At 72.1% G+C, this 12,062-nt stretch carries 15 protein-coding genes; 4 read left to right on the forward strand and 11 right to left on the reverse strand.

What is annotated here, in order from left to right; translation table 11 throughout:
• The coding region (locus tag ACWD12_RS04070; RefSeq protein ID WP_450098213.1) for a TetR/AcrR family transcriptional regulator at positions 1-590 on the forward strand (590 nt) is incomplete at its 5' end.
• Between the two features lie 65 nt (positions 591-655).
• Here the strand turns inward: ACWD12_RS04070 and ACWD12_RS04075 are convergent.
• From ACWD12_RS04075 to ACWD12_RS04100, 6 genes are all read right to left on the reverse strand, one after another.
• Entirely contained in the window at positions 656-1,102 is a 447-nt protein-coding gene (locus tag ACWD12_RS04075; RefSeq protein WP_450098214.1) for a nuclear transport factor 2 family protein, read from the reverse strand.
• A complete protein-coding gene (locus tag ACWD12_RS04080; protein ID WP_450098215.1) occupies positions 1,099-2,079 on the reverse strand; it encodes an NAD-dependent epimerase/dehydratase family protein in 981 nt (326 codons plus the stop codon). The genes ACWD12_RS04075 and ACWD12_RS04080 overlap by 4 nt, the downstream gene beginning before the upstream one ends.
• 254 nt (positions 2,080-2,333) lie before the next feature.
• Positions 2,334-2,717: a YrdB family protein gene (locus ACWD12_RS04085; protein WP_450098216.1), complete on the reverse strand. Its 384-nt coding sequence runs from the start codon at positions 2,715-2,717 to the stop codon at positions 2,334-2,336.
• A gap of 196 nt (positions 2,718-2,913) precedes the next feature.
• The gene (locus ACWD12_RS04090) at positions 2,914-4,176 is read right to left on the reverse strand and encodes an NAD(P)/FAD-dependent oxidoreductase (RefSeq protein ID WP_450098217.1); all 1,263 of its coding nucleotides are present in this window, start codon (positions 4,174-4,176) and stop codon (positions 2,914-2,916) included.
• An 87-nt stretch (positions 4,177-4,263) separates the two neighbouring features.
• Positions 4,264-5,208 (reverse strand): RNA polymerase sigma factor SigJ, encoded by a 945-nt coding sequence (gene sigJ / locus ACWD12_RS04095; RefSeq protein ID WP_358356595.1) that lies wholly within the window; start codon positions 5,206-5,208, stop codon positions 4,264-4,266.
• Between the two features lie 67 nt (positions 5,209-5,275).
• Positions 5,276-5,926 (reverse strand): hypothetical protein, encoded by a 651-nt coding sequence (locus ACWD12_RS04100; RefSeq protein ID WP_450098218.1) that lies wholly within the window; start codon positions 5,924-5,926, stop codon positions 5,276-5,278.
• Between the two features lie 146 nt (positions 5,927-6,072).
• On the opposite strand from ACWD12_RS04100, the gene ACWD12_RS04105 reads away from it, so the two are divergent.
• Positions 6,073-6,738, forward strand: coding sequence for an HAD family hydrolase (locus ACWD12_RS04105; protein ID WP_358356592.1), 666 nt, complete (start codon positions 6,073-6,075; stop codon positions 6,736-6,738).
• Positions 6,739-6,827: 89 nt separating this feature from the next.
• Here ACWD12_RS04105 and ACWD12_RS04110 read toward each other — a convergent pair whose 3' ends face one another.
• Entirely contained in the window at positions 6,828-7,811 is a 984-nt protein-coding gene (locus ACWD12_RS04110) for an iron-containing redox enzyme family protein (protein ID WP_450098219.1), read from the reverse strand.
• Positions 7,808-8,950 (reverse strand): carboxylate-amine ligase, encoded by a 1,143-nt coding sequence (locus tag ACWD12_RS04115; RefSeq protein ID WP_450098220.1) that lies wholly within the window; start codon positions 8,948-8,950, stop codon positions 7,808-7,810. Before ACWD12_RS04115 ends, ACWD12_RS04110 begins: the two co-directional genes overlap by 4 nt.
• A gap of 345 nt (positions 8,951-9,295) precedes the next feature.
• Here ACWD12_RS04115 and ACWD12_RS04120 point away from each other — a divergent pair, with 345 nt between their 5' ends.
• Together ACWD12_RS04120 and ACWD12_RS04125 are read left to right on the forward strand one after the other, a co-directional pair.
• Positions 9,296-9,955, forward strand: a complete 660-nt coding sequence (locus ACWD12_RS04120; protein WP_450098221.1) for a HemK2/MTQ2 family protein methyltransferase — start codon at positions 9,296-9,298, stop codon at positions 9,953-9,955.
• 34 nt (positions 9,956-9,989) lie between these two features.
• Entirely contained in the window at positions 9,990-10,220 is a 231-nt protein-coding gene (locus ACWD12_RS04125) for a CDGSH iron-sulfur domain-containing protein (RefSeq protein WP_450098222.1), read from the forward strand.
• A gap of 220 nt (positions 10,221-10,440) precedes the next feature.
• Here the strand turns inward: ACWD12_RS04125 and ACWD12_RS04130 are convergent, their stop codons facing one another.
• The 3 genes from ACWD12_RS04130 to ACWD12_RS04140 all read right to left on the reverse strand — a co-directional run bounded on the left by ACWD12_RS04130 (position 10,441) and on the right by ACWD12_RS04140 (position 12,060).
• Positions 10,441-10,953, reverse strand: a complete 513-nt coding sequence (locus tag ACWD12_RS04130; protein ID WP_450098223.1) for a flavin reductase family protein — start codon at positions 10,951-10,953, stop codon at positions 10,441-10,443.
• A 181-nt stretch (positions 10,954-11,134) separates the two neighbouring features.
• Positions 11,135-11,611 carry a DUF3618 domain-containing protein gene (locus tag ACWD12_RS04135; RefSeq protein ID WP_450098224.1) on the reverse strand — a complete coding sequence of 159 codons (477 nt, stop codon included), beginning with the start codon at positions 11,609-11,611 and terminating at the stop codon, positions 11,135-11,137.
• A complete protein-coding gene (locus ACWD12_RS04140) occupies positions 11,608-12,060 on the reverse strand; it encodes a phage holin family protein (RefSeq protein WP_358356582.1) in 453 nt (150 codons plus the stop codon). Before ACWD12_RS04140 ends, ACWD12_RS04135 begins: the two co-directional genes overlap by 4 nt.
• Positions 12,061-12,062: the final 2 nt, after the last annotated feature.

Raw genomic sequence — 12,062 nt, forward strand, 5'->3', positions numbered from 1 at the left:
ACACCGAGTCGTTCAGCGTGCGCAAGCTCGCCGCGACCCTCGGGACCGATTCCTCCAGCCTCTACCGGCACTTCCGCAGCAAGACCGAGCTAATGCGGGCGGTCGCCGACCGCATCCTCCTGGCCGCGATGGACGGCTACCGTCCCGAGGGCGACTGGAAGCAGCGCATCACGTCCCTGGCCCTGCGGGTGCGGGAGGCCTTCGGACGGCAGCCCCAGCTCGCCGCGATCTGGGGACGGTACGCGTCGGGCGGCGCCGGTTCCCGGCTGGTCGCCGAAGAGGTGTTGCAGGCCCTGCGCGCGTCGGGGCTGCCCGACGAGAAAGTCCCGGCGTACTACCACCGGCTCGCGGTCCTGGTCGCCGCGCTGGTCGCCTCCGAAGCCGGAGTCAGCGCCATCACCCCCGAAGAGTACGAACAGGGCATGGAGCTGTTCCGTGTCACGGTACTCGGCGCCGACCCCGAACACTTCCCCGCGCTGGCCCACTTCGGACGCGAAGTCCGCCCTCTCGGGGCGGACCGCCACGCCGCGTTCGAAGAGATCCTCGCCGCCCACCTCACCCACATCGAGGCAGCAATTCCCCCGGCTTAGCGGGCCCGCGCGCACGCCCGCTCCCGCGATCAGGGCAGCGGATCAAGCGTGGCGAGGCGGCCCCGTTACGTCAGTTCGGGGTACGGGCCCTGGCGCCAGTCGCCCGAGACGGCGCGGCGCACGATGCGCCAATCGCCGTCCACGAGCGCGACCTCGTCGTGGTAGCGCACCCCGACTACCAGGTTCTGCGGGTGGTCGGCGCCGGCCGGCTCGCCCTTGAAGTGATAGGCGACGGCGTACGTTTCGACCCTCCCGGTCCGGGCTCCCGGGTCGATCTCGGCGAGCTGGTTGCCCATGAAGTGCATGGTGACCGGGAAGAACTCGACGCCGGGGCGCAGGTGTTCCAGGTACGCGTCGATCGCGAGCGCGTCGCGGGAGCCGTCGACGAACGCGTCGTCGCCGAAGCACGAGCGGACCAGGGGCCAGTCGCGCCGGTCGATGCCCCGCGCGTACAGCTTCGGCAGGCGCAGCGCGCAGCGTTCGGCCCACAGCAGGTCGGCGAGGTCGCTCATCGTCGGGTGGCCTCCAGCCAGTCGAGGGTGCGGCGCAGGGCCTCGTCCAGCCGCAGCGGGGTGTGTCCGAAGCGCGCCCGGGTCACGGTGTCGGTGTAGTAGGGCGTGGGGAACGTGCGGCTGGCGAGGGCGACGAGGCTCGGACCGGACTGACGCTGCAGTTCCGGGTCGTCGGCGAGAAGATCGGCGGTGATGTCCCGTACCCGGTGTGCGGATCCCGCGAGTTCGCCTGCGCGATTGAGGAACTCGGCCATGCTGCACACGTCTTCCGGATGCGCGAAGGCCAGGTACTTCTGTCCCGCTTGGCCGCGGTCGAGGGCGGCGACAGTGACGGCCGCGACGTCGTCGGCGTACGACCACGGGATCGGGAAGTGCACCGTGGAGTCGATCTCGCCCTTGAGGGCCATGAGGATGCGCAGGTTGTAGCTGGGGGCTTCCAGCGCGCGGCCCGGCACCGGCGACGGTCCGAACGTGCCGCCGGGGATGACCACGCATGCGTCGAGCCCTGCCGCCGCCCGGCGCATGACCTCGACGAACGCGGCACGCTTGGACACCGAGTAGGGATCCCCCGGCGGTGTGTCGAGCAGCGGCGAATCCTCGCTGAGCGGGCGGTCGGTGTAGTCGAAGTACGTGGTCGTCCCCAAGGCCACGGTACGCCGCGCGCCGATGGTCTCGGCGGCGTCCAGGACGTGCCCGAGCCCTCCGGTGTTGACGCGTGCGTGCTCGTCGGCATCCTGCGACGCGCCGCCGAGCACCGCCGCGGAGTGCACGACGAACTCGGCGCCGTCCGCGGCGGCCAGCACACTCGCGCCGTCGGTGATGTCGCCTTCCACCAAAGCGACGCCGAGTTCGCGCAACGGGACGCTCTCACTGCCCGGGCGGACCAGCGCCCGGACATCGTCGCCGCGTTCACGCAGGCGACGGCAGATGTTGGCACCGATGAGGCCGGTGGCGCCGGTGACGAAGACGGTTGGCACTGGTGCTTCCCCTTCGGGCGGCTCGAATGACCGGGTGTCGCGGGCCGTCGTCCTTCACCATGATCTCTACCCGGGTTGATCCACAGGTTCAAGAGCCATAAGCGGGTTTCGCGCCCGCGAGGTGTTCGTACGCGCGGGTCCGCGCGGCGCCGCGCAGGGCCACGCAGGCCGCGCGCAATATCGAGCGGAGTTGGTCCAGTTCGTTCGCAGCAGCGATCAGCAGGCGTATGGGGGTCGGTTCCCGACTCCTGATCTCACCGCGCGCGTGACGGACGCGCGGCCACCGCCCTCCGGGCCTCGTCGTCCTGTCGCCACGCGTGGTGCAGCGCCGTGTTGGCCGTTGCCACCACCACGTACACGGCCGCGAGCAGCCAGTGACCCGTCGCCGCGAGCCCTCCAGCCGCGGTGCCGAAGAAGGCGACCTCGACAGCCACCCGGCCGGACAGGGGCAAGTATCGCGGCGCGCGCGGCGCCACGAAGTTGCCCCAGGCCACGGCCGCGAGGGCCGGGAACGCGATGCCCAGCGCCACGCTGCCGACCCGTCCCGGCCCGACGTGCGCACCCCACCAGGCCAGAGCCGCCAGAGCACACAGTTCCAGCGCGAACCGCCCGAACGCGTTGAGACTCCGAATCGTCATGATCACCATCGTGGCAGCAGGCTCCCGGTGACCGACGGTCGCCTGCCGGAAAGCACGTCGACGACCGCGCCGTGCTGACATCCCGGATCCGGATCTCCGGTTGCCGGTTCCCCGAACCGACGCTTCCTTCGGCCGGCGGTCGCGCGGCGCCGGCAGGCTCGGCGCCGCGCGGTGCACCGCGTGGTTCGGGGCCAGGTCACGCCGTGACGCGCTCGGGCCGAACCGCGGGGGCCGGGACCGCGATCCGGTGGCGGCGGGACGGCATCATGTTGGTCGGATGCGTGAGGCTCCAGGTGGTGGCGGAGCAGATCATTTCCTTGACGCGGGCGGCGTTTCGTCCGGTCATCGCCTTGGGCTTGGCCCGGTCGTCGCGGGTGACGTGCTGGACGATCCCGTCACGGCGGCCGAGGCTGATGCACTGGAACTTGTAGCCGATCTCGGTCTCCGGGGCCTTGCGCCCGGTCAGGCGGGCGGCGAGTCCGTCGGCGGCGAGCCAGGCCATCGGGTTCGCCGCGGCGCAGGACATGCGCAGCGGCTTGCCGCCCGCGCCGATCGCGTACGCGGCGTCGCCCACCGCGTAGACGTCCGGGTGGGAGACCGAGCGCAGCGTCGCGTCGACGACGATCCGGCCGGTGTCGGAGACCTCCAAGGCGCTGGCGGCCGCGATCGGGTGTACGGCGAAACCGTTGGCCCACACCGTGACCTGGGCCGGGATCTCCCCTCCGGCGCCGGTCCGGACGCGGTCCGCCTCGACAGCGGTGACGTCGGTGTCCTCGTGGACCGTGATGCCGAACCGGGCGAACGCACCGCGCAGGTGGTGCCGGGCCTTCTCGCCGAGCCAGTCTCCGAGGCCGCCTCGGGTGGCGATGCCGACGCGCAGGTTCGGGTACGCCTCGGCGATCTCGGCGGCCGCCTCGATACCGGTCAGGCCGCCGCCCACGATCAGCACGCTCGCCCCCGGAGCCCGTTCGGCCGGATCGGCCGGATCGGCCGGATCGGCCGACGCGGCCAGTTCCGCCAGCCGCGCCCGCAGGCGCAGTGCGCCCTGCCTGCCGGCGACGTTGTGGGCGTACTCGGCCACACCGGGGACCTCGCTCGCGGCGGCGGTGCTGCCGAGGGCGTACACGAGGGTGTCGTAGCCGAGGGCCTCGGTGCCGTTCTCGTCGGTGATTTCGACGGTCTTGCGGTCCGCGTCGACGGAGCCGACCCGCGCGATGCGGACCCGCACGCCGGTGCCCGCGTAGATGTCCCGCAGCGGGCGCAGGGGGAGGTCCTGGCCGCCGGCGAGCTGATGCATGCGGATGCGTTCGACGAAGTCGGGCTCGGCGTTGACCAGAGTGATCTCCACCTCGTCGTGGTGCACGCGCTTGGCGAGACGGCCGGCGGTGACGGCGCCCGCGTACCCCGCTCCGAGGACGAGGACGCGGTGCTTGCTGTTGGTGCGGCTGGTGCGGTTCATTTTGGCGCTCCTGTCCGGCTCCGGTTGCTTGCGCTCCCTGAACCGGACAGCGGCGCGATCCCTGACAGGAATCGAATGTGACCTGGGTCACCACTCCACGGCGAGCGGCGCATGCGGCCCGGTGGCCGCCCACTGGCGGGTGATGTGCCGCAGCTTGTCGGGGTTCACCTGGACGTGGATGGCCGAGATGCCGTCCGGCGTCACATCGAGGGAGAAGACGCCGAAGACCTGGTCGCGGACCTCGATCAGGACGGACGGGGCGCCGTTGACGACGGTGGCGTAGAAGACGGGGGCGACGCCGACGAAGGCCCGCTTGTGGTCGTTCGGCCGGAACAGTCCGCGCACGTAGCGGGCGATGGCGACCGCGCCGTGGACCGGAGTCCTGCGGGCCGCGATCCGGCCGCCGCCGTCCGGCACGGTGACCGCGTCGTCGGCGAGCAGCCTGATCAACGGCTCGGTGTCGCCGCTGAGGGCCGCGGCGAGGAACTGCTCGACGATCCGCGCCGCGGCGGCCGTGTCGATCTCGGTACGGGCCCGCCCGGCGCCGACGTGCAGCCGGGCGCGCCGGTAGATCTGCTGGCAGTTCGCCTCGGTGAGGTCGAGCATCTCGGCGATCTCCCGATGCGTGTACCCGAACGCCTCGCGCAGCACGTACACCACGCGCTCGTTGGGCGACAGGCGCTCCATGAGGGTCAGGATCGCGATGGAGACGGATTCACGCTGCTCGAAGGTGTCGGCCGGACCCAGCATCGGGTCGCCGGCAAGGACCGGCTCGGGGAGCCACTGGCCGACGTAGGTCTCACGCCGGGCGCGCGCCGAGGTGAGCTGGTTGAGGCACAAGTTGGTGAGCACCTTCGTCAGCCATGCCACAGGGGTCTCGATCTGCGACCGGTCCGCGGCGTGCCAGCGCAGGAAGGTGTCCTGCACCGCGTCCTCGGCATCGCCCGCCGACCCGAGGAGCCGGTAGGCGATGGCCTCCAACCGGCCCCGGGAGCTCTCGAACAGATCGACCTCGTATGAACTGAGCGACATGTGGCAATGTTCGGCCATAGGCCCGGGCCGCTCGCGACCGGGCCGGGTGAACAGGCCGACCACACGCTCAAGCGTCGTCGGCAGGCCTGTCGGTGGAGGAGCTGACAAGCCAGTCGTAGAAGTCGGCCGCGCCGGGGAACGGCGTGGACGCTCGGTGCGGTACGAGCCAGACCGCGGCCATCTCCAACTCGCCGTACGTGCCGAACTCCTCGCCCTGGGCCAGGACGAGCGCGCGGTCTGCGACCCGCCACGCGGCGAAACTCCACCCGTCCGGCCCGGTGTCGTGCGTGAACCGCACCTCGGGCGCGCCCAGCGTCGCGGCGAGCATCGCTTCGGCGTCGGCCCATGCCGCGGCGAAGGCGGACGCGCCGCCTTCGCCCGCGGGGGTTGCCGCCCAGTCGGGCCAGGGGAACTGGGCACCGAGCAAGTCCTCGCTGTAGTCGTCGTCGGCGTCAGGGTGGTGGTAGGCGAACTCCAGCAGGAACCCGGGATGCTCGGCGGCCGCCAGGTCGGGGTCCAACGACTTCAGAGGGTGTCCGGTGTCGGTCAGCCGCGCTCCCGGGACGAGCCCGGTGCGCCGGCCGCGCTCGTCCAGGAACCGCGAGACGGTGTCCGTGTCCCAGTCGGCACGGGCCAATTCGACGAGTCGGCCGACGAGCGCGACCGACAACGGCTTGCGACGCACGGCAATGGCCTGGGGTTCGTCCAGAGAAGTCATGGCCGGACGTTAGCGCCCCCGACTGTCGCCGGAGCCGCAAGAACGGCGCACGTCCGGATCGTCGTGGGCCGTACGCCGGGCGCCGCCCGCACGTACGCCGACCGGGTTGTACGGTTGCGCGCCCGGTGCGCGGGTACCCGCCGACGATGACCGACTCCGCCATTGCCGTCCTCGACATCGACGGGACGCTCATCGACTCCAACTATCAGCATGCGCTCGCCTGGTACCGGGCGCTGCGCTCGGTGGGCGAGACCTACCCGGTGTGGCGGCTGCACCGGCTCATCGGGATGGGCGGGGACCAGCTGCTCACGGCTCTCGGCGGCGAGGAGTTGGAGCGCCGGGTGGGTGACCGGGCCCGGGAGCGGCAGGGCAAGGAGGTCGACGCGCTGCTGGAGGAGATGGCGCCGTTGCCCGGCGCCCGCGAACTCCTCCTGGCCGTCAAGGAGCGCGGCCACCGGCTGGTGCTGGCCAGCTCCGGTCAGCAGCGCCACGTGGACGCCTTTCTGGACAAGCTGGATGCGCGCGGCATCGTCGACGACTGGACCACGAGCGCCGACGTCGAGGCCTCCAAGCCGGCGCCGGACCTGCTGAAGGTGGCGCTGAAAAAGCTGGGCGAGCCGGCCGACGCGTCGAGCGTGGTGGTCGGCGACTCGGTGTGGGACGTCGAGGCGGCGAAACGGGCCGGGATGCCGGCGATCGTCGTGCGTTCCGGCGGCTTCGGGGACGACGAGCTCACGAGGGCCGGCGCGGTCGCCCTCTACGACACCCCGGGCGACCTCGCGCAGGCGCTGGACGAGACGCCGCTCGCCTGACGGCGCCGCCGCCCGGCCCGCATGCCCCACCCCGATTGCCCGGTCTTCGGCGCCGCCGACGGCGTGTGGCCGTCAGCCTGGGCGACGGATCAAGCGAAGGGCGGCAAGAGCGAGCTTCGGCCGTTGTTCCAGGCGGTCATGACGTGCTCGGCGAAGCGTTCCTCGACCAGTTCCGTCGCCTGGACGCCGAAGACGATGTCAGGTTCGAGCGCAGGCTCTTCGGCGAGCATTGTCGCGACGACCTCCCGGCGCATGAGTTGTTCGTGTACGGCGTCGGCCTCGACGTGCTCGGTGTAGAAGAGCGCGCATGCCGGGTCCGCCACGCCGAGCCGGTCCAGTGCCCGGGCCAGCCGTGCCGCGCTCGGCGGGGTGCTGATCTCCGCGGCGGCGAAGTGGCCGACCATCATGCCGCGACGGCCGCGGTGCCAGCCGAACGTCGACATCAGGTTGACCACGGCGAGCATCGCCGCGGGAACCCTGTCGAGGTAGTGGCCGTAGCCGTCGTCCAGACCAAGCCCCCGCATGAGATCCGCGAACAGAGTGGCGTGCATGCGCTCGGCGCGGCCTCCCCCGAATTCGTCGAATTCGACGGTGACCACGGCCGCTTTGGCGCGTCCGGTCAACCGGGGGATCAGCAAGGCATGCGGGTCGGCTTCCTTGAGGTGGTAGACGGAGCGGTGGATCACGTACTCGCGGAACTGGTCGAGGTCGCCGTCGCGGAGGAGGTGGTGGGAGATCCCCGACCCCTCGTCCGGCTCCGTCAACAGCGGTGCGAGGACTGCCTCCGCGTCCTCGTCCGCGCCGGTTCCGGCGCGGAGGACGTCGAGGAAGGCCTCCTCGAGAGCGGCGCGTACGCGGATCAGGCCGGGGTCCCATTCCCAGGCCGGGTCGACGTCGGCGAAGCCGCGGTAGTGCAGTTCGTAACAGGCGTATAGGGCGAGTTGGGCGTCGTCGGACCATGGGTCGAACGAAGCGGGAGGCGGGGCGACGGCGCTGCCCGCGGGCCGCCGCAGCGTGTCCAGCAGAGTCTGCGAGACGGCGCCGCGGGGGCGCGGCAAACGGGGATCGGTCACGACGCCTCCGGCAACGGGTCCGCACAGGTCGATTGGGGGAGGCCGGCCAGTTCGCAGACGGCGGCGATTCCGCCGGAAGCAGCCGCCGCGCGCTGCCGTTCCGCTCCCGTGCCGCGCTCCAGTACGTGCGACACGAGGCGGTGGACCTCGTCGCGGTCGCCGAACTCGTCGAGTGCGTCGCGGACATGGGCCAGCAGTGCGTGGACCATGACAGCGGCCGGCATCTGCCGCTCGCGAGCCGGGTCGACGGCGGGCCCCCGCAGTCCGTGGCGCGCGGCGGACCACATGGCCGCGGCGATGACCGCGTCGTCCACCGGGGCGGCCTGCCGGCCCGCGTCCAGGTCCATGCGGGCTCGCACCACCAGCGCACGCACCAAGGCGGCGTGCAGCACCGCCTCGTCCGCGGTAGGCACGGCGTCGGCGGCGCGTACCTCGACGGTGGGAGCGTGCTCGGACGGGCGTGCGGACCAGAACGTCATCTGCGGGTCCACGGTGGTCCCGAACGCGGCCTGCCGGCCCATCGCCTGGTCGTAGGCGGCTGCGTCCGCGCACCAGGGCGGTGCGCCGAACCCGGGGAAGCGGCTCTGGACGACAGTTCGCCAGCTTGCGAACCCGGTGTCCCGGCCGCGGCAGAAGGCGGAATTGCCGGTCAGCACCTGCAACGTCGCCAGCCATGGCCGCAAGTGATTGACCACCGCGACCGCCGTCTCGCGGTCGGCCACGCCGACGTGGACGTGGAGTCCGCACGCGGCGTAGTCGTCGACGACACCGCGGTAGAGGCGCTCGATCGCCAGGTAGCGTTCGCCGGGCGTGAGGGGCAGCGGCCCGTCGGCCATGACGGGCGCGAACCCGACGGACATCACGGCGACGCCCTGCGCGTGCGCGGACGCCGCCAACGCCGCACGGGCCTGCGTCACCTGACCGCGGACGTCGCACAGCGTGCGGCACACGCCGGTGGCCGCCTCGACCTGGCAGGCGAGCAACTCGGGCTTCAACTCCGCGGCCGCCGCGCCGGCCGGAACCCCGCCGAGGACCGCCGCCGCAGCGGGCACCGGCATCCCGGTGTTGGGGTCGGCGGTGAGGAATTCCTCCTCGACCCCGAGCGTGGCGCCCCACGGCACCACGGCGGACCCGCTCACGGCCGCCCCTCCCGGACTCGACCGACGCCGCAGGGCAACCCCCGGTACGGGGATCGGCAGCGGGACCGGCACAGAGACCTGCTTCGGGACCGAGGCAAACGGCCCGGCGGCCGACGGCCACCGCGGAACGGCACAACACGCACACGATGCATGAGCGGCAGCTACCCGCGATCTTGCCGAACACGCGCAACCCGGCGGTCCGCGCCCCGGGCCCGTCGAGCCGCCGCCCTCCCGGCGTGGGGCGGGCGAGGCGCGGGCAGAGCAGGCGAGGCGCAGCGGGCGGCGCGGAACCGCGCGAGGGAATCGGTCCCGTTTGCGTTGATCGCCGTCGGGCAGCCGCCGATCATGAATCTGCTGCGCATGCCGGGGACGTACCGGCCCCAGGCCGACACGTGGCTCCTGCTGGACGCATACCGCGACCAACACGACCTCCACCAGGCCACCGACGTCCTGGACGTGGGGACCGGGACCGGCGCGGTCGCCCTGGCGGTCGCGGAGGCCACAAATCGCCGTTGCAGGGTCACCGCGCTCGACATAGCCCGTTCCGCGGTCTGGGCGGCTCGTGCCAACAGCCTCCGGTTCCGCAGGCGCCTCCGGGTCCGCCGCAGCGACCTGTTCACCGCCGTGGCCGGGCAGCAATTCGACGTGGTGCTCGCCAACCCGCCGTACGTCCCCTCCCCCCACGCCCAGGTCCCCCGGCACGGCCGAGCACGGTCCTGGGACGCGGGCACCGACGGAAGGGCCGTGCTGGACCGTCTCTGCACGGAACTCCCGCACATCCTGCGCCCGGGCGCCACCGCGCTGGTGGTGCACTCGGCGCTGTGCGGAGTGGACACGACCGTGCGGATGTTCACCGCGGCAGGGCTGCGGGCCCGGGTCGTGGCGCGCAGCATGGAGCCGTTCGGACCGGTACTCACCGAACGCGCCCCCTACCTGGAAGCGGTCGGGCTCATCGAACCGGGCTGCCGCGAAGAGGAACTGGTGGTCATCCGTGCCGACAAATGACGCCGACCCCCCTGTCGGGACACCTTCGGGTTCCGTGCCCGCGCTCTCCGCGCCCCCGGGTCCCGGCGCCGCGGCCGCCCGGCGGGTGGAGGTGGTCCCCGGCGGGCCCCTGCTGGTGGAGGGCCCGATAGAGGTCCCCCTTCCGGACGGTGGCGTGGCCCGGTCGGACCGTGTGGTCGTCGCCGTCTGCGCCTGTCGCCGCAGCCGTCGCTGGCCCTGGTGCGACACCAGCCACCGCACACGCCGAACTCCGCCAAGTGCCTAGTGCTGTGACCGGAAAGGTTCACCGGTTCTCGCCGCCCAGCACGGCGCCTCGCGGCGTTGCGGACCCTCGCGAGTACGACCGAGTACGAGCTTCGGGCCCGCGCCTTGCGATGCACCGCACTGAACGACGAGAACCGGCAAACCTTCCCGGCCACAGCACTAGTTCGAGCGCGACGTACCGGTCCGCAGGAGGCACAGGCGTCAGCAGTCGGGAGGCAGGCTCAGGCGGGGTGGCCCGGGTGCAGGTTCCGGACGTCCGAGAACATCAGCGGCGAGCGGTCGCGTGACGCGCTTCCGTCGTCCGTGTCAGGGGCGGGATCGGCGTCGGTCGGGGCGAGAACGAACCCGGTGTGGTCGCCCAGGTTGTCCAGTCTTTCCACGACGGTCCCGGCGAAGCGCACCCGGCAGTCCGTCAGCAGCGGCACGTCCGCCGGGCCGGGTTCCCAGCGGCAGCGGTCGAACTTGTCGATGTGGTCACCGGTCTGTTCCCCGAACAGCGCCGCAAGATCGCTCTGCCCGGCCTCCAGGGCGTGGACGGCCAGCACAGGCGAGGCGACCGCGATCCGGTGCGTGTGGTTGACGACCGACAGGCAGACCAGGAACCGGGCCGGGTCGAGGCTGCACTGCGACGCGAAACCCACCAGGCACCCGGACCGCTCACCGGTGCCGGGATGCACCGCGGTCACCACCAGCATGGGGTAGTCCAGCACATCCGCGAATTGCTCAAAGGGCACCGGTCTTCCTCCGCACTGCTCGTTCTCCGCACTGCGTTTACACACTGCGTTTACGCGATCCTGCAACCGCCACCGGGTACCCGCACCGACCCGCACCGATGCGCGGTGCGGGCGCGGCGGCGCCGTCCGGTGGAGCGGCCCGCCTTCCGACGCGGCCCGGCGTCCGGCCTCCCGCGGGTGCTCAGCGCCGTGCGCGCGCCGTCCGGTACACCACCGCCGCGACGATCACTGCTGTGACCACGGCGGCTTGCACGCGACGGTCGCGTGCGGCGCCCGCGGCCTGGCGGGCTTTGTCGGCGACCGGCGGCGGGGTGCTTTCCTTGACCGAGTCGGCGACCGTCGAGGCGGTGTCGGTCACTTGGTGACCGAGGCGCGTAGCCGCGTCGAGAACCGGGTCGGGTGTCTTGTCCCGGATGGCGTGCATCGCATGGTCGGCGGTGTCCTTGACGGCGGCCGCGGCGTCGGAGGACTTCTCGCGCACCTGCCGCTTGGCGGCCGCGGTTGTGTCCTTGGCTCGCGCCTTGACGTCTGCCTTGGCGGCAAGTGCCTCCACCGTGGCGCCGAGTTGTTCGCGGGTTCCCTCGATGCGCTCGCGCAGTTCCTCGGGGGAGGGTGCGTCCTGGTGGCGCGGGTCCTGGGAGCTGGGGTCCTGGGTCATCGGTGTGCGTGCTCCTTGATCTGGGCCACATCGGTCTTTACGCCCTCGATGGCCTGTTCGGGTACCGGCGGCACGGCGCGGGCGATGCTGCGCTTGCCCGCAAGCGCGAGCACAGCGGTGACGCCGAGCAGGACGACCGTGGTGACGAGCGCCGCGGCCCACACCGGCAACGCGGTCGCCAGCGCGGCGATCACGGTCACGACAAGCGCCTGAGCCGTGATGAAGCCAAGGGTCCCGGCGCCGCCGAGCAGACCGCCGCCGATTCCGAACCGCTTGCCCTTCTCGGTCATCTCGGCCTGGGCCAGCCGCATTTCGTCGCGCACCAACTGCGACAGCTGCGCCGACGCATCGCTGACCAACTGGCCCACGGAAGCGTCGGCGGGCGACGTCTCGGCCGGGCTGCGGGGCTCCGCGTCAGGCGCGGAACCGGGTGGGGTGGGGCGGTTCATGG

This window comes from Streptodolium elevatio, assembly GCF_053592165.1.